Raw genomic sequence first — 22,410 nt, forward strand, 5'->3', positions numbered from 1 at the left:
ACCAGATCCCGGTCGGCCATGTCCGGTTTTGGGTAATATTGCAACGTCTGCAAACTTCGTTCGGCCTTAGCGTGTCTGGCGGAACAGTTCTTGTTCCGGCGCTAACATGCCCGAAAGAGCCGCCGGCTGTGGGTGGCCAAGACCTGCCGGATTTCACGTGGTCTTGGTCTCGTGATCGGAAAGCGCGCGAATCTTTTCACAATGCCTGCCTGACGAAATGGCCGGGAGCCGTCTCCACCAGCGCTTGCCTTGGCGCGGACCAGTCCAGGGCACGGATCGGGCTTGGGATCTCGTCCACCGCGAGTTCGCGGCGCAGGCTGCGCCGGGTCGGATCCGGCACCGGCACCGCCGAGAGCAACTTGCGAGTGTAGGGATGCTGCGGGTCGGTGAACACCGCTTCACGTGGGCCGAGCTCGACGATCTCACCGAGATACATCACCGCGACCCGGTGGCTGACGCGTTCGACCACGGCCATGTCATGCGAAATGAAGAGGTAGGCGAGGCCGAACTCGGCCTGCAGGTCGAGCATCAGGTTGAGCACCTGGGCCTTCACCGAGACGTCGAGCGCCGAGACCGCCTCATCCGCCACCACCAGCTTGGGCGAGAGTGCCAGCGCGCGTGCAATTGCGATGCGCTGGCGCTGGCCACCGGAGAATTCATGCGGGAAGCGCACGCCCATCTCGGGCGTCAACCCAACCCGGCGCAAGAGGTCCGCGACGCGCTCCTGCGCTTCAGTGCCCTTGGCAAGGCCATGGACCAGGATCGGCTCCGCCAGCGCGCTGCCGACGCTCTTGCGTGGGTTCAGGCTGGCGAAGGGGTCCTGGAAGATCATCTGCATGCTGCGGCGGACATCGAGCAAATCGGCCTTGCCGAGCTTGGTGACATCGCGGCCACCGAAGCGCACCGTGCCCGCCGAAGGTTCGATCAGCCGCAGGATCGAGCGCCCGGTCGTTGATTTGCCACAGCCGGATTCACCGACCAGCGCGAGCGTTTCGCCACGTTGCAAKGTGAAGGAGACGTCCTCGACCGCATGCACCCGGCCACGCAGCCGCCCGAGCACGCCGCCGCGAATGCCGAAGCGCGTCGTCAGCCCTGAGACCTCGAGCAGCGGAGCCTCATCTGCCTTGACCGTATCCGCGGCTTCGACCGGCTGGCCACGCACCTCGCCATTGTCCGGGTCGATCCGGGGAAAGCGCAACGGGAGGCCGTGCCCCAGCATGTCGCCGAGCCTGGGCACGGCGGCGAGCAACGCCTTGGTGTAGCCGTGGACGGGCGAATTGAAGACCTGAGCCGAGGGCGCGTCCTCGAGCTTGCGCCCTTTCCACATCACCACGACGCGGTCGGCAATCTCGGCGACCACGCCCATGTCATGGGTGATGAAGAGGACAGACATGCCCTCTTCATCCTGCAGCGTCTTGATCAGCTCGAGGATCTGCGCCTGGATCGTGACGTCGAGCGCTGTCGTCGGCTCGTCGGCGATCAGGAGCTTTGGCTTGCAGGCGAGCGCCGTCGCGATCATCACGCGCTGGCGCATGCCACCGGAGAGCTGGTGCGGGTAGTTGCTGAAGCGGGCCTTCGCGGAGGGAATCCGCACCCGCTCCAGCATCCGCAACGCCTCGGCCTCGGCCCCCGCCCTGTCGAGCCCGCGATGGTAGCGCAGCGCCTCGGCAATCTGGAATCCGACGGTGAGCACCGGATTCAGGCTCGTCATCGGCTCCTGGAAGATCATCGCGACATCATTGCCGCGAACCTTGCGCATCTCCTCTTCCGGCAGCGCCAGCAGGTCACGCCCCTCGAGCGCGATCCGGCCTTCGATCCGGCCGTTGGCAGCCGAGACCAGGCGCATAATCGAGAGCGCGGTGACGCTCTTGCCGGAGCCGGATTCTCCGACGATCGCAACCGTCTGGCCCGGTGCCACGTCGAAGCTCAGATCTTCGACGGCCCAGCGCCATTGCCCGCCGATGCGGAAGGCGGTCTGCAGGTTCTGGACGGAAAGGACAGGTGCGCTCATCGCTCGCCCTTCAGCTTGGGATCGATGGCGTCGCGCAGACCGTCCCCGAGGATATTGAGCGCGAAGACGATGATCAGGATGGCGAGGCTCGGGGCCAGGACCAGCCAATAGCTGTCGAGGATGTTCTCGAAGCCCTCGCGGATCATCCCGCCCCAGGTAGCAGTCGGCGGTTTGACGCCAAGCCCGATAAAGGCAAGCGACGCTTCGGTCCGGATGGCGTTGGCGAGCCAGAGCGAGGCCATCACCAGGATCTCCGGGAAAATATTGGGCAGGATATGCCTGGTCATGATCCGCGCATCGGAGAAGGCGAGCGCGCGGCCGGCCTCGATATAGTCACGCTCCTTCACCGAAATAGTCGGCGCGCGGGCGATCCGCGCGAAGGAGGGGATCGAGGTCAGCGCGATCGCGATGGTGATGTTCTCCATCGAGGGGCCGAGCATGGCGACCAGGATCAGCCCGAGGATCAGCGAGGGGAAAGCGAGCAGGATATCCATTGCCTGCATCACCACCACGTCGAACCGCCCGCCATACCAGCCAGCAAGGATGCCGATCAGCGAACCGGCAAGCATGGCGATGACGGTCGAGGCAATGCCGATCACCAGCGAGATCCGTGCGCCGTAGAGCAGGCGCGAGAGGATGTCGCGCCCGAAATAGTCGGTGCCGAGATAGTAGTTCTCATGCGGCGGCTGCAGCCGCGACAGGATGTTCTGCTCCAGCGGATCATGCGGCGCGATCAGCGGCGCCAGCAGGGCGGCCAGGATCACGGCGACGACAATGACAAGCCCGACCCAGGAGGTCTTGTTGGCGTTGAAGGCGCCGATGGTCGCCTTGAGCCAACGCAAGCGCGGCGGGGTCACCGGCGCGGCATCGTGGACTGAGGTGCTCATGACAGCTTCACCCTGGGGTCGGCGAGGGCATAGGTCAGGTCGGTCGCGATGTTCACCAACACGACGATCAGCGTGTAGATCACCATCATGCCCTGCAGCATCGTGTAGTCGCGCTGGTTCAGCGCCCCGACGATGAGCTTGCCCAGACCAGGCCGGTTGAAGACGATCTCGGTCAGCACTGAATTGCCGATCAGGATGCCGAGGTAGAGGCCGACGATCGTGATGATCGGGATCAGTGCGTTGCGCAGGGCATGGCGCCAGACGACGACACCCCAGGGGACTCCCTTGGCACGGGCGCTGCGGACATAGTCCTCCTGCATCACTTCAAGCATCGCGGAGCGGGCGACGCGCGTGATGTAGGCGGCCATGATCAGGCCGAGATTGAGCGCCGGCAGCGCCATCGCCTGGAACCAGGCCGAGGCGGAGCCCTGCCCTGCGCTGATCACCGGGAACCAGCGCAGCATGATCGAGAAAACGATCAGCAGGATGATCGCCGAGACGAAGGGCGGGAAGGACAAGCCGAGCAGCGAGACGATTCGGGTCACATAGTCGGGCATGCGGTTGCGGTTGATCGCCGCCCAGACGCCGAGCGGCACCCCGATGACAATGCCGATCGCCATCGAAACGATCGTCAGCTCGATTGTCCAGGGCAGGACGGCGAGGATCTCCTGGATCACCGGACGGCCGGTCACGAGCGAGACGCCCCAATCCCCCCTGAGGGCGCCGGAGAGGAAGGTCCAGTATTGTTCGACGATCGGCGCGTCGAGCCCGAGCCGCGTGCGCATCGCGGCAATTGCGGTGGCATCCGCCTGATCGCCGAGGATGACCTGCGCCGGATCGCCCGGCACGATCCTAACGACGACGAAGACGAGGGAGAGCACTGCCCAGAGCGTGACGACCGCGAAGCCGAGGCGTTTGACGAGGAAGGCGCTCATGCTGCCGCCATGCCTGACACAAGGGAAGACCCGGATGCGGGAGGCTGGATTGCCTCGCGCAGAACCACATTCGTCATCCCGGCCGAGGCCCATGGGTCCAGCGCCGAGTGCGAAGCACTCGGTGACGGTGACCCCTTGCCCCGGACCGGGACGCTCACTTGGTGAAACGCGTGGTTTCCAGGACCGGCGGGCCGAGATTGAGCGAGGCCTTGAGCTCATAGCCAAGATCGAGGCTGTCCTTGTAGGCCCAGAGCTGCATCATCTCGTTGACCGGCACCGCGCAAACCTCCGCGATGATCTTCTCCTGCGCCGTCTTCCAGAGCGCCAGCTGCTTGGTCTTGTCCGTCTCGGAGCGGGCCTGGTCGATCTCCGCATCTGCCACCTTGCAATGCGAGAAATTCGTCACGGCCGTCGGCGTCTTCACGATCGCGCGCGAGTGGAMGAACTGGGAGAGATAGACGTCTGCAACCGGGAAGCGCGCGGCCTGGAAATGTACGACCTGCGACAAGTCCTGGCGGATCTGCTGGTGGAAGGTCGCATGCTCGACCGGCTGGATCTCGAGGGTGATGCCCGCTCGCTTCAGCAGCGCCTGCACAGCCTCGGTGAAGCTCAGCATCGAGGGCAGCGTGGTATTGATCGCCTTGATCGTCAGGCCGTTGGGGAACCCGGCCTCGGCCAGCAGGGCCTTCGACTTTGCGAGATCAAAGGGCAGCAGCAGAGCCTTCTCATCGGTACCGAGATAGCCGGACGGCACCACCGAGACGCTCGGCCGCGAAATGTTCTTGCCGCGGAACTGCCAGATCGCGTTGCGGTCGATGGCATGCGCGATCGCCTGCCGGACCTTGAGATTGTCGAGCGGCGGCTGGCTGGTGTTGAGGTGCAGCACCGACATCTCGGCCGGACCCATTGCCACGACCTTGACGCCAGGCAAGGCGTTCATGCGATCGACCCAGGCCTGCTCCTGCCGGCCGAGCATCATGTCGAGTTCGCCGGCTTGAAAGGCAAGATCGCGCGAGGAATCGGAGGGGATGAAACGGTAGAGGATCTCGGTCAGCTTCGGCTTGCCGCGGAAATAGTYCGGGTTGGCGACAAGCTTGGCGTATTGCTGCGGCACATATTCGGAGAACATGAACGGCCCGGTGCCGATCGGTTTCTTGGCGAAGCCGTCCTTGCCCAGCTCCTCGGCCGCCTTCTTACAGATCATGTTGCCGCCATGGTAGTTCATGACGATGCCGAGCAGGCTCGGTATCGCCTGCTTCAGCGTGATCTTCACCGTGTATTTGTCGGGGGCTTCGACCTTGTCGACAGCGCCGTAATCCGACGAAAAGGCCGAGCTTTCCTTGGTCGCGGCGCGGTTCAGCGAATAGACCGCATCCTCCGAAGTGAATTCGCCATAACCATGGTGGCACTGCACCCCCTGGCGCAGCTTGAAGGTCCATTCCTTGCCGTCGGCCGAGGCGGTCCAGCTCTCCGCCAGATCGGGCTCCATGAATTCGGGCGAGAGCTCGCCCGGCTTGATGCGGACCAGGCCGTTGAACATCCATTGCAGCATCGCCTTGCCCGGCGTGCCGGAGTTCAGATGCGGGTCGAGCACGCCCGCGTCGGCGCTCTGCATGCCGACGGTCAGGACCGTCTTCTGGGCCAGCGCCGGACTTGCCATCAGCGCGCTCGCCAGCATGGCTGCGAGAATTGAACCGGTTCGTTTCATTGCTGTTCCCTTGCTTTTCTTGGATGTCGAAGATCCCGGCTTTCTCGCCGGTGATACCGAGGCAGGACGGCGATCTCGTGGGATCCTGGGCCCGTCCTGTCCCTGTCTTGGAACCTGCGCCTAGAGCGTATCCTCCAGCCTGCAATTGACCAGCAACTCCGCAATGGCGGCATTGTTGGGCAGCGCGATCACGGTGGCAATCAATCGTGCCAGATCGTCGGGCTGCGTCATCGCGCCGGGCGCAAGCGCGGTGCTTGCCGCGGTCATGTCGGTCCGCACAAAGGAGGGGCAAAGCGCGGTCGCGCGAACGCCCTTGTCCCAGGCGATGCGTCGCGCTGCATGGTTCAGCGCGATCATCGCATGCTTGGTCATGTTGTAGGCGATGTGGTCGTTCCGCACCCGCTTGCCCGACATCGAAGAGACATTGACGATGCGTCCCGCACCGCTCGCCTCCAGATGCGGCAAGGCGCAATGGATCAGGTTGAGCGGCCCTTTGCAGTTCACCGCCCAGATCGCGTCGAGCTCCGCTTCATCCGGCATGCGCAGCGTCATTGCGCTATGCATCCCGGCGTTGTTGACGAGCCCGTCGATCCGCCCGAAGCGGGCGGTGGCAGCATCGACCCAGGCGCGCTGGCTGGCCCAGTCGCGCGCATCGTAGCGGGCGATGTGGATGCGCGCGGCATCCCAGCCGGTACTCATCGCCTTGAGTGAGGTGAGATCGCGCCCGCCCAGGCTCAGGCTGTAGCCTTCCATATGGAGCAGCTCGGCGATGGCACGGCCGATCCCGCGATTGGCGCCGGAAATCAGAATCACGCGTCCATCGGGGGCAAGCATGTCGGGCGTCCTCTAGCCGTGCAGGGTCAGTTCAGCATCGCGTCTTGCGACGCCGGCAAAGCGATCTAGCCTGAACGGCGCAAGATCGAAGCGCGGCTGCCGCGACAGGGCGAGATCGGCCAGGATCTCGCCAGTGACCGGGCCGATGCCGAACCCATGCCCGGAAAAGCCGGCGGCAATGATCAGTCCCTCGATGCCGGTATGGGCGTCGATTGCCGGCAGCGCATCGGGCGTCAGGTCGATCAGCCCGCCCCAGAGCCGCGCGATCCCGRCATTGGCCAGCGCCGGCAGCACCTGCGTCACCCGCGCGATCAGTGTCGCGATATCGCAGGCGCGCGGCGCGAGGGCATCCGCCGTCAAGGAGCGCGGCTCATGCAGCCAGTCGCCGATGCCGGTGGTGACGCGTAGGCGCCCGTCGATCTCCTGCCGGCCCGCGGCATCGGCATTGGCGACGCCGAAAACCTGCTCGAACAGGGGCGGCAGCGGCACGCTCTGCAGCACGCAAACGAGCTTCACCATCAGCGGCAATGCAAGTCCGAGCGGCTGCAGCAATTCAGGCGCGTGGATGCCGGTCGCGACGATGACGCAATCCGCCAAAACCAGCTCACCGCTCATCGTCTCGATGCCGGTGACCCTGGAGCCGGACCGTGTCACTGCGCGGACCGTCACATCCTCGCGGAAGGTAGCGCCGTGACGGGACGCCGCTGCCGCAAAGGCACGGACAGCGGGAACCGGATCGGCATGGCCGTCGCCAGGGCAGAAGGAGGCCGCGAGGATCGACGGGCCGATTGCCGGCGCGACCGTACGGATCGCCGCGTTGTCGGGCAGATAGTCGATCTCGAGACCGAGGCGCCGTTGCTGCACCACCAGTTCGCGGATGGTTTCGACTTCAGTCTCGGTCCGGGCAAGACGCAGATTTCCGCGACGGCGATAGCCCGTCGCGGCATCGAGTTCCGTGTCGAGCCCGCCCCAGCGTTCAACGGCGGCCCGGGCGAGCGGAAGTTCGGCCGGATCGCGCCCGGATTGCCGGACGCCGCCGAGGGTCCAGCCCGAGGCCATCGACGCCAGGTGGCGCGCTTCGAAGAGCGTCACGGAATGGCCGGCACGGGCGATCTCGTAAGAGGCCGCGACGCCGCTGATCCCGCCTCCGACGATAACGACATCCGGCATGGCAGCGCCTTGGCTCAGGAGAGGTCGACGCTGATCCGCTTTTCGGCTTCGCCGGGGTTGCGGCGCTTATAGGCGGTGATCTCGAACTCGACCTTCAGTTCGGGCTGGCCGAGCGGCGTACAGGTCGTGGTGTTGGCCGGATCGATCCCCCTAAACTTGCGGCCGACCACGTCGTTGACCTGCTCCATGTCGGCGATATCAGGCACGAAAACCTTGATCGCGACCACGTCCTTCAGGGAGGCGTCGACCGCCGCAAGCGCACCCTCGATATTGCTGAAGGCTTGCTCAGCCTGGCCGCGGGCATCGCTTGCGATGGCGCGGGTCTTGTAATTCCGCCCCGCCGTATTGGAGACGAAAATCATGTCGCCGGCGACCACCACCCGCGAATAACTGTTCAGCTCCTCGTATTTGCTCCCGGATTTGACTTTGATGATCTCACTCACGGGGCTTCTCCCTTAAGGCACAGCTCGGTCAATCGCCTCGCCGGCTCAAGGCAGGCAAGATTGGTATATACCATCGAAGCGATACGAAGCTGTCAAGGACGTCGCGAGAGGCGGAATGTGTGGTGCGAGGCGAGCGCGGGGCCCTTGCGCTCGGCCGGCCTCGCCCGCCGTCTTCGAGGAGAGCGGAGCACTAATCTTGCTCCAACGCCGTTGGTTGCCGAAGCAATCATTCTCGCCGAGCGGCTTTCTGTGAGCGAACACCATCCCCCCGCCTCCATCCACCGGCGTAGCATCGCCAGAAACAGGCCGGACACGATGCCCCATCCGTAAGCCAAATCATGATTTGACAGACTGGTATACACCAATCCATGCTGCCCCGAAGGCCGATAATAAGGGGATCTCCGATGACGATGATTTCGCGCCGTGCCCTTCTCGCCGCTGGTGCGAGCCTGCCACTGCTCAAAGGCTCCGCCTTCTCGCAAGCATCACCAAAGAAGATCCTGCGCTTCGGGCTGTCGAGCTTTCCGCCGAGCCTGCAGCCCTGGGTCCACACCGGCACCGCCGCGCTGACGGTCAAGTTGCTGATCTTCCGCGGTCTCACCGGTTTCGACGAAAAGGGCGAGGTCAGGCCGGAATTGGCGGAATCCTGGACGCAGGACGGCGAGACCGGTTGGATCTTCAAGCTCAGGCCGGCGAGCTTCCACAACGGCAAGCCGGTCACGGCAGAAGATGTGAAATGGACGCTCGAACAGATCGCCCTGCCGAACTCGACAGCGTTTCTGAAATCCGAATTCGGCGGCATCGAGAAGATCGAGACGCCCGATCCGCGCACCGTCCGCATCGTGATGAAGCAGCCTACGGTGACCTTGCCGATCTGGCTCGCGAGCCCCCATGCGCCGATCATCGCAAAGGACTCGATCGAGGGGCGCGGGCTTGGGATCGGGGCCGGCCCGTTCATGATCAAGGATCAGGAACGGGGGGTGTCGATCGAGGTCGCGGCCTTCGACAAATACTACAAGCCCGGCCTGCCCAAGCTTGCGGGCATCAAGCTCACCGCCTATGCCGACGAGAATCTTCGGGTGGCGGGGCTGCAGGCCGGCGATATCGACCTGATCGAATATGTGCCCTGGCAACATATGGCTTCGATCGAGAAGGATCCACGCCTCAAGCTCGACGCCGCCAATGGCCCCTTCATGGGGCTGAACTTCAACGGCACGACCGGGCCCTTCAAGGATGCGCGGCTGCGTCAGGCCGTGGGTTTCGCGATCCGCCGCGAGGAGATCGTCCAGGCCGCCTTCTACGGGCGTGGCACGCCGCTGCAGGGAATCCCGATTCCGGATACGAGCCCTTACTACGATACCGGCCGCGCGACGTTCTGGAGCTATGATCCCGACCGGGCGAAAAAACTGATGGCGGAAGCGGGCGTGCCGAAAGGCTTCCCCTGCACGCTGCTCTCGACCGCGCAATACGGCATGCACAAATCGACGGCCGAGGTGGTGCAGGCCCAGCTCGGCGAAATCGGTATCGACGTGAAGCTCAACCTGCCGGACTGGGCACAGCGTGTCGATCTCGGCGGCAAGGGGCGCTACGAATTCTGCGTCCAGGGTACGACCGCCGACAATAATGACCCCGACGGGCTCGCCCCGCTGCTCGACGGCGAATTGCCGGCCAATATCTCGCGCAGCTTCGGCCTACCGACACCGGAGATTCACGCGCTCTTTGCCAAGGGCCGCGCCGAGTTCGATATCGCCAAGCGCAAAGCGATCTATGCCGAACTCGAAAGGCTTGCGCTGGAGCAGGCGCCGCTGGTCGGCCTGGCCTGGCGCTCGCAGGGCTATGGCATGGTCAAGGGTGTCACCGGCTTCAAGGGCCTGCCCGGCGGCACGAACTTCTTCTCGGCCTATGCAATGGAAGAGACGGCACTAGGCTAAGCGGCGGCACGGCTACGTATTGCCCAATCGAGCTCGGTCATTCCGGGAAGCGCCGGACGCGATATGACGGGCTCACGCCACGCGCGTGGTGCGCGCCAGCCGGGCGAAACGCTCGAGCCGGAAGGGTTTGGTGTCGATCATCGGCGTCGCCCCCCTGATGAGGTCGGCGACGAGCCGCCCCGCACCGGGGCCGATGCCGAAACCATGGCCGGAGAAGCCGCTGGCGATGAAGAAGCCGGGCAGGCGCGGCACTTCGCCGATCACCGGGACGGCATCGGGCGTCGCATCGATGAAGCCGCCCCAGGCCTGCGCGACCTTCATTCCCCCAAAGGCCGGAAACGCCGTGATCAGGTTGGCTTTCGCCTCGTCCAGGATCGCCGTCGAGGGGGTCGGATCAAGCACGCGCATGCGCTCGAAAGGCGTCACTTCGTCGAGCCCCCAGCGTCGCGGCGTCCGCGCTTCGTCCAGCAAGCGCCGGCTCAGGCGCAATCGAAATTCCTGCCGCTGCTTCACCAGCGAGGGCAGGAAATCGGCAAAAAGGCGGAAGGAGTCCGGCACGATCTCGGCTGTGCTGGCGCCACGATGGGCGACGGTGTAGCCGCCGTCCTGGCGCTTGCGGAAGGCGAAATCCGAGGCGCCGACGGCATAGGGCGGAGGACCGTCCAGCGGTTGGGTGCGCAGCACCGAACCGAGCACCTTGAGCTGCGGAAAATCGATACCGAGATTGCCGAGGAAGAGCCGCGACCACGCGCCGCCGGCCAGCACGACCTGTGAGCAGGCGATCGTGCCGCGCTCCGTCACCACAGCACTGACCCGGCCGGCCTTGGTCTCGATGCCGCGCACCGCACACCGTGTCAGGACGGTGCCACCATGCCGGCGCAGCGCACGCGCCATGGCAGGCACAGCTTTCTGCGGCTCGGCCCGCGCATCGCTCGGCGTGAACAGGGCACCGGTAAAGGCGCGCTTGCAGCCGGGCAGAACGCTCTCGATCTCGCGCGAACTGAGGAGCCGGGAGTCAAGCTGATATTGCCTGGCATGATCGAGCCAGGCCTCATGCTGGGCGAGTGCAGCGGGCGTATCGGCGACATAGGCGATGCCTGAGCGGGTGAAGCCGGTATCGCCGCCGACGAGCTTGTCCATCTCCGACCAGAGCCGCATGCTTTCCAGCCCGAGCGGGATCTCGCCGGGGTCGCGGCCCATGATCCGGACCCAGCCCCAATTTCGGCCGGACTGCTCATGGCCGACCTCGCCCTTTTCGCAGACCGTGACGGAAATCCCGTCCCTGGCCAGGAAGAGCGCGGTCATGATCCCGATAATGCCGCCACCAATGATGACGACATCGCTCCTCGCAGGGAGAGCCGCGTCCGGGTCGACGGTTTCGATGGTGATGCCCATCAGGCCTGCTCCGCGCTCGAAGAGGACAGACCGGCCTCCGGCCGGGGACGGGAGGCGGGCAGCGGCATGGTCAGTCCTGTGAGGCGGGCGTTGAGCTGCGGAAGACGACGTGATGCGGATGGTTGACCGATTTCATGTATTCGATCGGCTTGCCTTCACCGTCGCGGGCGATCAGCCGCAACACGAGCGTGGGCGAGCCGGGTTTGAGCTGCAGAAGCCGGGCTTCGAGATCGGTTGCAATGCCAACGCCGATCTCGCGGTCGCGGGCGCTGGCCTCGACGCCATAGCGCTCTCGCAGCAGCTCATAGAGCGATTGCCCACCAATGAGGTCTTCCGCGAGCAGCCCGGCGAAGCGCGAGGCCGGCAGATGGCTGGTCTCGATGCAGAAGGGCTCGTCGTTCACGCTGCGCAGCCGGCGGAACATGACCAACTCGGCGCCGACCGGGATGTCGAGCCGGCGAGCGATGCTCTCGGTCGCCTTCTCTTCTCCGAAATGCAGCAGCTTGCTGCCCGGGTTGCCGCCAGCGTTCCGGATGATCCGGGTGATGCCGAGCGTCGATTGCACGTCGATCGGGCGCGTCACCTGAACCAGGGGAACGCGCGTCCCACTGGTGCCGTTGCGCTCCAGCACATTGCGGTCGACCAGCTTGTCGATCGCTTTGCGCACGGTCATGCGGTTGATGCCGAGCGTGTCGGCCAGCGCGCGCTCGGACGGCACCCGGTCGCCGGGGCCGTAATCCGGTCCGCTGATGAGGTCGAGCAGGTAGTCTTGAACCTCGACATAGATCGGCTTGGCCCGTTTCACGGGTTCGCGCATGGCTGGTGTCTCTCGGGCCTCTCCCGTTCCCGCATATAGCGAGGATTGCGCCGGCTCCACATCCCCGGAGGCACTGAAACACGAGAATCCATTGTCGGCGAGGTGGCCATAAGTCAGTTGGACTATGCTTGACACGAATTGGTATAGGTGGTTGGTGTATACCAATTCCTTGAACCTCGCAATTCTCCGCTTACGGAATCGGTTCCTCCCATGTCCATCGCCTTTGACCGCACCCGCGTTCATGAGGGCTTCGCCCAGACTCGTGCCGCCGTGCCCGAGGCGTACGCGCTCGGTCGCCGCCTCGCCCCGCAGATCGACCGGATCTACCTTGTCGCCTGCGGTTCGGCGAACCGCGCCATGCTCGGCATCAAGTACTGGCTCGAGCACTATTCCCCTGGAATCGAGGTGCGACGCTACTTCCCGGCCGAGTTCATGGCGATCAATCCGCCGCGCCTCGACGAGCGCACGCTGGTTCTGCTCGCCTCCAAGTCCGGCACGACACCCGAGACCGTCGCGGCCGCGGCAACCCTGATGGGCAAGCCCTGCAAGGTCGTGGCCTTCAGCCAATATGCCGACAAGCCGCTCGCTGCCGCGGCCCCCGAGAGCTTCGTGGTGGGCGATACCAGCGAATCCTTCGCCGCCATGTTCATGCTGATGCAGGCGCTGGTCGGCGGCATCATGAGCGCGAAGGAAGGTTGGCCGCTCGGCGACAAGCTCGTTGCCTCGCTGGACGCGCTCCCAGCCGCCATCTGCGATGCGGCCGAGCAGAACGAGGAGCGGGCCGCAGCCGATGCCCGTCTCTATGCCAAGGATCGCAACTTCTACCATGTCGCTTCGGGGCCGGGCTTCACCACGGCCTATGTCTTCGGCGTCTGCATCCTCATGGAGATGCTCTGGCTGCACAGCTATCCGATCGAGGCGGCGGAGTTCTTCCACGGCCCGTTCGAGATCATCGATCGCCAGACACCGCTGATCCTGATCAGCGGAGAGGACCCGAGCCGGCCACTGATGGAGCGTGTCACCAGCTTCTGCGACACCTATGCCGAACGCGTCATGAAATATGATTCCCGCGATTTCGCGATGGCGGGTGTCGCGCCGGAAATCCGCCCCATCGTCGCGCCCTATATCCTGCAGTCGGCGTTGAAGCGGATGGCGGCGCATCTCTCGGTGCTACACAACCAGCCGCTCTCGACCCGCCGCTATATGTGGAAGGTCGCCTACTGATCAGGCGCATGGGAAATCGGCCAGGGACACGTCCATGACCTGCAGGCTGCTCGGACTCGGCGATAACACGGTCGACACCTATGTCGATCGCGCGCTGCAGTTTCCGGGTGGCAATGCTGTCAATGTCGCCGTGCTGGCGCACCGTCTCGGCGCCGAGACGGGTTACATGGGTTGCCTGGGCTCCGACGAAGCCGGGACACTGATCGTCAACGCCTTGCGCGAGGAGGGGGTCGACACGGGCCGCTGCCGGGTGCTCCCCGGCGACAATGCCCGGGCCTTCATTGGCCATGACGGCAATGACCGCCATTTCCTGCGATCGCAACGCGGTGTCCGCGGAGAATGGGGCGGTTTCCTTCCTGAGGATCTCACCTATATCGCCGGCTTCGACCTGGTGCATTCGAGCATCTACAGCGAACTGGATGCCGATCTCGCGGCGCTGCGCCCCTCGATACGCCGTTTCTCCTATGATTTCTCCGAGCGCTGGACTGAGGCCAATCTGGCCGCCACGCTCCCCCATCTCGACATCGCCTTCCTCTCCTTCCCCTCAGGTTCCGACGCGGAATGCAGCGACCTCGCCCGTCGCTGCTTCGAGACCGGTCCGGGTCTCGTGGTGGTGACGCGCGGCGAGCGCGGCTCGCTCGCGCTGGCAGGTGGRGTATTCCATCGCCATGGGATCACCCCTGCCCAAATCGTCGATACGCTGGGCGCGGGAGATGGTTTCATCGCCGCATTCCTTCTGGCGGTGCTGGAGGGGAGAGAGGTTCCGGACGCCCTGGCTGCGGGCGCGGCCCACGCGGCGGCGATCTGCGCTTATCAGGGTGGTTTTGGCCATGGCACGCCATGGTCCGCGGCTGCGGAGATCGCAGCCTGTTGATGGAGAGGGTTTGAGCTCATGGCCTGGCGTATCGGGATCGACTCCGGCGGCACCTTCACCGATGTCTGCCTCTTCGATGATGCGAGTGGCCAGGTTGCCGTCTGGAAGGTTCCCTCGACCCCGGACGATCCCTCCCGCGCCATTGCACGCGGTACCCAGGAGGGGACGGAGCGCGTCGGCGCCAAGCCCGCAGATGTCGCCTATTTCGGCCACGGCACGACGGTGGGCACCAACGCCCTAATCCAGCACCGCGGCGTCAGGACCGGGCTGATCACGACCGATGGATTCCGCGATCTGATCGAGATCGGCCGGCAAAAGCGGCCGGATCTCTATGATCTTCAGGTCGACAAGGCGGCGCCGCTGGTCACCCGCGACCTGCGCTTCGGCGTCGCGGAACGGCTGCGCCATGACGGTTCCGTCGAGACGCCGCTCGACGAGGAGGGCGTGCGCCAGGCCGCGCGGGAGCTGAAAGCGGCCGGCGTCAAGGCCGTCGCCATTGGCTTCCTCTACGGGTTCGTCAGGCCCGAGCATGAGGAAACGGCAAGGCGCATCGTCGCAGAGGAATTTCCGGAGGCCTTCATTTGCGCCTCGCATGAGGTCGCGCCCGAGTTCCGGGAGTATGAGCGCATCTCGACTGCGGTAGTGAACGCCTATCTCGGCCCGGTGATGCAGGGCTACATCCGGCGTCTTGCCGAGCGGCTCAAGGAACTCGGCGTCACCACCACGCCGCATCTGACACAGTCCAATGGCGGCGTCATCGGGTTCGACATGGCGGCGCGCCTGCCGGTGCGCACCGTGCTCTCGGGCCCCTCGACCGGCGTGGTTGCCGCGCAGGCGATCGGCCGCATGACCGGCATCGAGAACCTGATCACCTTCGACATGGGCGGCACCTCGTCCGATGTCGCGCTGCTTCGTGGCGGCGAGGCCAAGCTCGCCAGCGAAGCCAATGTCCATGGCTACCCGATCAAGGCGCCCATGCTCGACATCCACACCGTCGGCGCCGGCGGCGGCTCGATTGCGGCGATCGACTCCGGCGGCCTGCTCAAGGTGGGCCCGCGCAGTGCCGGCGCCGACCCCGGGCCGGTCTGCTATGCCCGCGGCTCGACCGAACCGGCGGTCACCGACGCCAATGTCGTGCTCCAGACGCTGAACCCGACCCATCTGCTCGGTGGCCGCATGCCGATCGACCAGGCGCTCTCCAAACAGGCGATCGGCCGGCTTGCGGAACAGCTCGGCCTCGACCTTATGGCGACGGCGCAGGGCATTATCTCCGTGGTGACCGCCAATATGGCCAAGGCGATCCGCGTCATCTCCGTGCAGCGCGGGCATGATCCGCGCGACTACGCGCTTGTCGCCTTCGGCGGCGCGGGGCCGCTCCATGCCGCGCGGCTGGCGCGCGAGCTGGAGATGAAGCGCATCGTCGTGCCGCGCAATCCCGGAATCGGCTGTGCACTCGGCCTGCTTCTGACCGACCTGCGCGCCAATTTCGCCACCACCCGGCTCGCGACGCTGGGGGATGGGCTCGTCCCCGACATGGCCGAGATTTTCGCAGGCCTTGAAGCCCAGGCCGAGCACTGGTTTGCCGAGGAGAATGTCGCGCCTGCCGATCGCGAGCTGAAGCGCACGGCCGATCTTCGCTATCACGGCCAGAACTACGAGCTCGCCATTGACGTCCCGGACGGGCCGATCACGCCTACAACCATCAGGGCTTTGGCGGAGGGCTTTGCCGAAGCCCACAAGCGCCTTTACGGATTCGTGGCCGAAGGCGAACCGGTCCAGCTTGTGACCTACCGCGTCGAGGCTATCGGTTTCGTGCCCAAGGCCGAGTTTCGGCCCGAGCCCGACGCCGGCCCGGATGCTTCCGCGGCCATCATGGGGCGTCGGGAGGTCTGGTTTCCGGAAACCGGAGGCTTCGTCGATTGTGCGCTCTACGACCGGGAAAAGCTCAAATCGGGTAATCTGATCGAGGGCCCGGCGATCATCGAGCAGATGGATGCGACCACGGTGCTGCTGCCCGGCATGACCGCCCGTGTCGAACCCTATCTCAACCTGATCCTGGAGACGCCGTGATGAACGCGCCTACACCCGTCACCGTTGATCCGATCACCGTCGAGGTCATTGGCAGCGCCTTCGCCTCCATCACCGAGGAAATGGGCGAGGCGCTGGTCAAGGCGAGCTACTCGACCAATATCAAGGAACGCCGCGACTGCTCGACTGCGCTCTTCGATATTGAAGGCAACACGCTGTGCCAGGCCGAGCATATCCCGATGCATCTCGGCTCCTTCATCGGCATCATCCCGCATATCCTGAAGCGCCATGCCGTCTCGGAGATGAAGCCGGGCGATGTCTTCATCGGCAACGACGCCTATGAGGGCGGGGGCACCCACCTTCCCGACATCGTGCTGGCCGAGCCGGTCTTCCACGACGGCAAGATGGTCGCCTGGGCCGTCAACACGGCGCATCATTCCGATTTCGCCGATCGCGGCCACGCCCATATCTATCAGGAAGGCCTGCGCATCCCGCCGATCCGCCTCTATGACGGCGGCACCCTGATGAAGGATGTGCAGGAGCTGATCCTGCTCAACTGCCAGGTTCCGCGCGAGCGACTCTCGGACCTGCGCGCCCAGATGGCTGCGAACCGCCTTGGCGTTGAGCGCGTCAGGGCGCTCTGCGACAAATATGGCCGCACCACCGTGCTCGCGGCCGGCAAGGCACTGCAGGACTATGCGGAGCGCAAGATGCGCGCCGGCATCGCCTCGATTCCAGATGGCGTCTATCGGTTCAGCGACCGCTTCGACAATCCCGAGCTCGATGACGAGATGGAATTCTCGGTCGCGATCACGGTCGCTGGCGAGGAGATGACGCTCGCCTTCGACAGCCCGCCACAGGCTCGCGCGGGTTTCAACATGGTCTATACCGCGCTGCTCTCGACCGTCTATTACGCCGTCAAGACAGTGGCCGACCCGACCATCCCGCCCAATGCCGGCCTCGCACGACCACTCACCGTTGCAGCGAAGGAAGGCACGGTGCTGAACTGCCTGCATCCGGCGGCGGTGAACGGGCGCATCGCACCCTGCCAACGGGTCGTCGACCTGATCCATGGGGCGCTCGCCCAGGCGGTGCCCGATCGTGTCATCGCGGCCTGCTCCGGGGCCGTGGCATCGGCGACCTTCATGGGGGCGATGCCGGATAGCGGTGATCTCTGGGTTTATCTTGAGACGATAGGAGGCGGTTCCGGCGCACGCGCCGGCAAGGACGGTCTCGACGGCGTGCATGTCCACATGACCAATACCTCGAACCTGCCGGTCGAGGCGCTCGAGGTCGAGTACCCCCTGACGCTGCTGCGCTATGAACTGGTCGATGGCTCGGGCGGGCGCGGCCGCCAGCGTGGTGGCATGGGCCTTCGCCGCGTCTACCGGGCCGAGGCTCCCTGCCGGCTCAACGTGGATAATTCGCGCCTAAAGTCGCGACCCTGGGGCATCGCCGGCGGCGAGCCAGGACAGGGCGGCTCCTTCTCCTTCAGCGAGGGTGTCGCGCCTTTCACAAGGGGCGATGGTGCACTCGAACCCGGACAGATCGTCGAGATCATCACGCCGGGTGCCGGCGGCTACGGTCCGCCGGCGGAGCGCGATCCGGAGGCGCAGGCGCGCGACCTTGCCGAAGGGCGCCTGGCGCAGCAGTAACGGGCGGAGATCTCCCGGAGCTGGTGCCCGTATTGCGCCGATTCCGCCCGAGAACGTTGCGCCAAAGATGCGCGAGGCTCGTCCGCGGGCGAGCGGCCCGYCCTACCCGCAAGAGCACGCCAGAGCATCGCCGGCAATGGCGGGAGCGAGTGCCTCGCCTCGCGCCGGCTGAACATGCGTTTGGTGAGATGATCAGTGGACCGCCCCTATCGAGAGGTCGACGCCCATGGGCGCTCCCGTAATTGGCGCAGGTGGTCGGTCGCGACTGTGCGATCGATCTGATCATTGCCGACATCAGCGAGGAGCTGCGCGGCCGCCCCTATGACCTGGTCGCTGTCGCCGGGGGGCTGGCCGCACCGGACGCGCGGCGCCTTTGCCCCGGCGATCCGGGCGGTGTCGGGAGCGCCGCARGCGGCCGCCAGCCTGTCGCAGACCGAGATGCTGTTTCTGTCCGGGATCGCCTATCTGCAGCCGATCACCCGCAGCGAGCTCGGTAAAGTCTTTGGCAAGGAGACGAGTCGCGACAGCGTTGCGGCGCTTAAAACGCGCCGGCGTGATCACGGCCGGACCGCGCAGGCCGGAGCCGGGGGCGCCCTATACCTATGTCACGACCGACAGATTCCTGTCGGCGTTCGGTCTCGCCAGCCTGCGCGACCTGCCGGATCTCGAAAAGCTCGAGGATGCCGGCCTGCTGACCAAGGACACGCTCCTGGCTGAGGAGATCCCGACGAGCGGCGCCGACGACGGGGAGGGCACGCGGAACGCGACGGCGTCGCCAATGATCGGGGCGCGACGGGCGGAATTGAGCCAGCATGATGAGCCGAGCCAGCGAAGAGGCCTTTCATCGATGAGTTCAACCAGGCGCGCGGGCTCGGCCGATGGGTCTTTCAATGAGATGAAGAAGTGGATCGAGCAGCCCGCGCCTCAACCAACCAGATGGGTGAGCCGACATGAAGAAGGGCGGCTGTCATGAGACCTGCCACCCTTCCATTTTTGAGATCTGTCCCGCCGATCGGCAGGCTCTCCTCACGGAGGCATGTATGTGAGGGGGAGCCAGAGCCGCCTATCGAAATCAAATGGTTTTGTGCTTTGGATGCTGATGCTCGCGGCTCCGGGGTGCGCCGGGTTGATCAGCAAGTTGAAGCTGTTTGGCACCACAAAGGATGGAACCTTAAGGATCGGGGTTTCCATTGAGGCGAGCCAGCGGTCACCGACAGTTGCCGGTGCTTCAATTGGGTCCAAAATCTCTTTGATTACAGCTGAGCCTGACTCGATTTCCATGAGGACGTAATCGTCTGGGATCAGGTCAGGCTCGAGGTCGAGATGTACTCTTACCTCAAGAACCGCGAGCGCCGGATTTTCGGCCGTATACAGCAGGGGGCGTCCGGGAGTGTTCCACCGTCCGCCGTAGATCCGCGCCCCCTCGCCGTTCAAATCGGCAAACGGTAAACGGCAAACACGCCAGACTTTCATATCAGGCGGCGATGCCGTGGCCGATGCGGCCGAGCAGCGCCTCGACCTGGTCTGCTCCCTCCGAGGTGTCGAGGAGGTCGATGGGCTTTTCGCCGCTGAGTGCGGTTGTTGGCCGGCGCAGCCACTTGGCTGCCTTCTGCTGAGATCCGAACGTTTCCTCAGCTTCGGCAAGGACGCGCGCAGCCCGGATCAGGCGGTCAGATTGTTCGGATGTCAGGGTGCCAATCTTGCGCCGGTGGCTGAGCGTTTTGCGAGGAATGACAACCAGGTCAATTTCGGCGAGGGACATGCGGCCGCTGCTGATGACGTACTCCACAGTCTGGACCGGGAAGCCTCGCCGAACTGCGCTAATGAGATCGCGGCTGCTATTGATGGGGGCGCCGATTAGGTCGCGCCCACCAACGACTTCGAGTGCGGTAACTGTGGTCATGGCCGATCTCCCTGGCGATATGCCTTAGATATAGGGGCATATCGCCATAGCTACAAGTGGCACGGTCGCCAAGCCGCCGGATCAGGGTCGCGCCCTCGGCGTTCTCGTCGATGCCCAGCATCGCCTTCCCCTCGCGGCCCGGTTCGGCTCGGGCGACCCAAGACGATGAGGCCACCCAGGCAGAGCACGGGCCCGGTACAAGCCAGCTTTCTCAGGAACGCGCCGCCGCCCGCGCGCCGTGGTCTCGCCCTCCCGATCCTCGAAGGTGCGGCGAAAATCCAGCTCCTGCGCGTCCGTCGCCAGCGCGTCGACAACCGGCTCGCGCCAGCAACATCCGTTCGCCACCTGTGGTCAGCTCCATGCATGTCACGCTGGAGATCCTGCGCGCAAACGCGCTTCATGGCCGGGGAGGGGGCCGCCCGTTGATCCTCGAACGCCGGGAACAGGCGCTGATCGGTCGACGGGCGGAGCGGACAAGGCACTGCTGACCAGCGCCAGCGGGTCAGCCCGTTTGCACACAACCTTGGTCGCAACCGACCGCCGTTTCACGGGCAATCAATGTCCGCTCCCGGGCGAGGGCCCAACGTCCCTAACTGGCGCAACAGCGCCAACGCGACTAGGTTCATGGGATCATTGGCGCTAAAGCACTGCCGCCACGGCGCGCCGGGTCGCGTCGACGATCTGGTCGACCTCCTGCCTTGTGAGGCATAGCGGTGGTGCGAAGCCCAGGATATCGCCTTGCGGCATGGCGCGGGCGATGACGCCCTGTTCCAGCAGGGCGGCGGCAATGCGCGGGCCGACCTTTTCAGAGGTAGCGAAGAAGACGCGGTCATCCCTGTCGCGGACGAACTCGACCGCCGCCAACAGGCCCTCGCCGCGGACCTCGCCGACATGGCGATGGCCGCCAACGGCATCCTGCAGCGTCGCATTGAAATAGGCGCCGACTTCGCCGGCATTGCGCACGAGATCGAGTTCGTCGACCAGTTCGAGATTGGCGACGCCCGCAGCAGCGCAAAGCGGGTGCGAGGAATAGGTCCAGCCATGGCCGATCGGGCCGTATTCATCCGAGCCCTGCTCCAGCACCCGCCAGAGCTTCTCCGAGACGATGACGCCCGAGAGCGGCGCATAGGCCGAGGTCAGCCCTTTGGCGATGGTGATGAGGTCGGGCTCGATGCCGTAATGGTCCGAGCCGAACATGCTGCCCAGTCGCCCGAAGCCGGTGACGACCTCGTCCGCGATCAGTAGGACATCGTGCTTCTTCAGCACCGCCTGGATCTTCGCCCAGTAGCCGGCGGGCGGCGGCACGATGCCACCCGTGCCGAGCACCGGCTCGCCGATGAAGGCGGCAATCGTCTCCGGTCCCTCGGCCTGGATCAGCTCCTCGAGCTTGTCGGCGCAATGCTGCGAGAACTGCTCCTCGCTGAGGCTGCGGTCCTCGCGGCGGTAGTAATACGGCGCTTCGGTGTGGAGGATCGGGGCCCTGGGCAGGTCGAAGAGAGTGTGGAAGGCGGCAAGGCCGGTGAGGCTGCCGGTCATCACGCCCGAGCCGTGATAGCCGCGCCAGCGCGATATGATCTTCTTCTTCTCCGGCCGCTTCAGGACGTTGTTGTAGTACCAAACCAGCTTGAGGTTGGTCTCGTTGGCGTCCGAGCCAGACAGCCCGAAGAAGACGCGGCTCATGCCCCTGGGCGCGCGCTCCACCACCATCTTGGCCAGCTTGATCGAGGGCTCGGAGCCGTGGCCGACATACGCGTGGTAATAGGGCAGCTTCGCCGCCTGCTCGGCGATCGCATCGGTGATCGACTTTCGGCCATAACCGACATTGACACAGTAGAGGCCGGCGAATGCGTCGAGGCTCGTTTTGCCCTCGCGGTCGACGATATAGACGCCCTCGCCACCGGCGATGATGCGGTTCGGGGTCTCACCACGGGCATGCTGGCCCATATGGGTCGAGGGATGGAAGACGTGGTCGCGGTCCCAGGCGTCCAGTTCGTTGCTGGTGCGGGCGTGATGGTCGAGCATCGCAGGAGTCCTTCGTGGAAGCGGCAAACGGCGGCTCAGTTCAGATCGAGGCAGACATATTTGAGGTCGGTGAAGGCCTCGAGGCCGTGGCGCGAGCCCTCGCGACCAAGACCGGATTGCTTCATCCCGCCGAAGGGGATCGGCGCGCCGGTGATCTTGACCCGGTTGACCGCCACCATGCCGTATTCGAGCGCCCTGGCCATGCGTGCGGCCCGCGCGCCGTCACGCGTCACGAGATAGGCGACGAGGCCGTATTCGGTGTCGTTGGCACGGGCGATGACCTCGTCCTCGCTGCCGAACGAGGCGATGGCCGCCACTGGGGCAAAGGTCTCCTCGCGCATGATCAGCGCCTCGTCGGGCACGTCGGCGAGGGCGGTCGGCGCCAAGAAGAGCGGGCCCGGCATGGCGCGCTCCGGCGTCAGCCGCCGCGCACCGCGCGCCAAAGCGTCGGCGATCTGGGCTTCGGCTTTGCGTTTGGCAGCCGCGTGCATCAACGGGCCGATCTCGACCTCGCGCTCCAGGCCGGACCCGACCCGCAGCGCCGAGACCTTGTCGGCGAAGGCAGCGCAGAAG

General features: G+C 65.1%; 18 protein-coding genes and 1 pseudogene. 6 read left to right on the plus strand and 13 right to left on the minus strand.

The annotated features are described in order from the left end of the window. Window positions 1-196: 196 nt before the first annotated feature. From AC1DRP_RS12045 to AC1DRP_RS12075, 7 genes are all read right to left on the minus strand, one after another. The gene (locus AC1DRP_RS12045; RefSeq protein WP_441492573.1) at window positions 197-2,011 is read right to left on the minus strand and encodes an ABC transporter ATP-binding protein; all 1,815 of its coding nucleotides are present in this window, start codon (window positions 2,009-2,011) and stop codon (window positions 197-199) included. Next, a complete protein-coding gene (locus AC1DRP_RS12050; protein ID WP_441492574.1) occupies window positions 2,008-2,898 on the minus strand; it encodes an ABC transporter permease in 891 nt (296 codons plus the stop codon). Before AC1DRP_RS12050 ends, AC1DRP_RS12045 begins: the two co-directional genes overlap by 4 nt. Next, a complete protein-coding gene (locus tag AC1DRP_RS12055; RefSeq protein ID WP_441492575.1) occupies window positions 2,895-3,833 on the minus strand; it encodes an ABC transporter permease in 939 nt (312 codons plus the stop codon). Before AC1DRP_RS12055 ends, AC1DRP_RS12050 begins: the two co-directional genes overlap by 4 nt. 154 nt (window positions 3,834-3,987) lie before the next feature. Continuing rightward, on the minus strand, window positions 3,988-5,541 hold the full coding sequence (locus AC1DRP_RS12060; RefSeq protein WP_476768583.1) for an ABC transporter substrate-binding protein: 1,554 nt from the start codon (window positions 5,539-5,541) through the stop codon (window positions 3,988-3,990). 120 nt (window positions 5,542-5,661) lie between these two features. Next, complete coding sequence (locus AC1DRP_RS12065; protein WP_441492577.1) at window positions 5,662-6,375, minus strand: SDR family NAD(P)-dependent oxidoreductase; 714 nt, start codon at window positions 6,373-6,375, stop codon at window positions 5,662-5,664. A gap of 12 nt (window positions 6,376-6,387) precedes the next feature. Then, window positions 6,388-7,545 (minus strand): NAD(P)/FAD-dependent oxidoreductase, encoded by a 1,158-nt coding sequence (locus tag AC1DRP_RS12070; protein ID WP_476768584.1) that lies wholly within the window; start codon window positions 7,543-7,545, stop codon window positions 6,388-6,390. Window positions 7,546-7,559: 14 nt separating this feature from the next. After that, a complete protein-coding gene (locus AC1DRP_RS12075; protein ID WP_476768585.1) occupies window positions 7,560-7,988 on the minus strand; it encodes a RidA family protein in 429 nt (142 codons plus the stop codon). A 404-nt stretch (window positions 7,989-8,392) separates the two neighbouring features. On the opposite strand from AC1DRP_RS12075, the gene AC1DRP_RS12080 reads away from it, so the two are divergent. After that, entirely contained in the window at window positions 8,393-9,919 is a 1,527-nt protein-coding gene (locus AC1DRP_RS12080) for an ABC transporter substrate-binding protein (protein ID WP_441492580.1), read from the plus strand. A gap of 72 nt (window positions 9,920-9,991) precedes the next feature. Here AC1DRP_RS12080 and AC1DRP_RS12085 read toward each other — a convergent pair whose 3' ends face one another. After that, window positions 9,992-11,317 carry an NAD(P)/FAD-dependent oxidoreductase gene (locus tag AC1DRP_RS12085; RefSeq protein ID WP_476768589.1) on the minus strand — a complete coding sequence of 442 codons (1,326 nt, stop codon included), beginning with the start codon at window positions 11,315-11,317 and terminating at the stop codon, window positions 9,992-9,994. A gap of 67 nt (window positions 11,318-11,384) precedes the next feature. Further along, window positions 11,385-12,131, minus strand: a complete 747-nt coding sequence (locus AC1DRP_RS12090) for a GntR family transcriptional regulator (protein ID WP_441492581.1) — start codon at window positions 12,129-12,131, stop codon at window positions 11,385-11,387. A 210-nt stretch (window positions 12,132-12,341) separates the two neighbouring features. On the opposite strand from AC1DRP_RS12090, the gene AC1DRP_RS12095 reads away from it, so the two are divergent. From AC1DRP_RS12095 to scpB, 5 genes and pseudogenes are all read left to right on the plus strand, one after another. Next, window positions 12,342-13,355: an SIS domain-containing protein gene (locus tag AC1DRP_RS12095; protein ID WP_441492582.1), complete on the plus strand. Its 1,014-nt coding sequence runs from the start codon at window positions 12,342-12,344 to the stop codon at window positions 13,353-13,355. 34 nt (window positions 13,356-13,389) lie between these two features. Next, entirely contained in the window at window positions 13,390-14,229 is an 840-nt protein-coding gene (locus AC1DRP_RS12100) for a PfkB family carbohydrate kinase (protein ID WP_441492583.1), read from the plus strand. Window positions 14,230-14,247: 18 nt separating this feature from the next. Next, window positions 14,248-16,299: a hydantoinase/oxoprolinase family protein gene (locus tag AC1DRP_RS12105; protein ID WP_476768586.1), complete on the plus strand. Its 2,052-nt coding sequence runs from the start codon at window positions 14,248-14,250 to the stop codon at window positions 16,297-16,299. Further along, window positions 16,299-17,912 carry a hydantoinase B/oxoprolinase family protein gene (locus AC1DRP_RS12110; RefSeq protein WP_441492585.1) on the plus strand — a complete coding sequence of 538 codons (1,614 nt, stop codon included), beginning with the start codon at window positions 16,299-16,301 and terminating at the stop codon, window positions 17,910-17,912. The genes AC1DRP_RS12105 and AC1DRP_RS12110 overlap by 1 nt, the downstream gene beginning before the upstream one ends. A gap of 242 nt (window positions 17,913-18,154) precedes the next feature. Next, a pseudogene (gene scpB / locus AC1DRP_RS12115) lies at window positions 18,155-18,660 on the plus strand (SMC-Scp complex subunit ScpB); the annotation flags it as partial. A gap of 278 nt (window positions 18,661-18,938) precedes the next feature. On the opposite strand, the gene AC1DRP_RS12120 reads toward scpB, so the two are convergent. From AC1DRP_RS12120 to AC1DRP_RS12135, 4 genes are all read right to left on the minus strand, one after another. Further along, window positions 18,939-19,385, minus strand: coding sequence for an RES family NAD+ phosphorylase (locus tag AC1DRP_RS12120; RefSeq protein WP_441492586.1), 447 nt, complete (start codon window positions 19,383-19,385; stop codon window positions 18,939-18,941). 1 nt (window position 19,386) lies between these two features. Beyond that, on the minus strand, window positions 19,387-19,815 hold the full coding sequence (gene parS, locus AC1DRP_RS12125; protein ID WP_441480474.1) for a type II RES/Xre toxin-antitoxin system antitoxin: 429 nt from the start codon (window positions 19,813-19,815) through the stop codon (window positions 19,387-19,389). 639 nt (window positions 19,816-20,454) lie between these two features. Beyond that, the gene (locus AC1DRP_RS12130; RefSeq protein ID WP_441492587.1) at window positions 20,455-21,837 is read right to left on the minus strand and encodes an aspartate aminotransferase family protein; all 1,383 of its coding nucleotides are present in this window, start codon (window positions 21,835-21,837) and stop codon (window positions 20,455-20,457) included. Between the two features lie 35 nt (window positions 21,838-21,872). Then, on the minus strand, window positions 21,873-22,410 hold a 538-nt coding region (locus AC1DRP_RS12135; RefSeq protein ID WP_476768587.1), incomplete at its 5' end, for an aldehyde dehydrogenase family protein.

It is taken from the genome of Allobosea sp. 01N443, assembly GCF_056399325.1.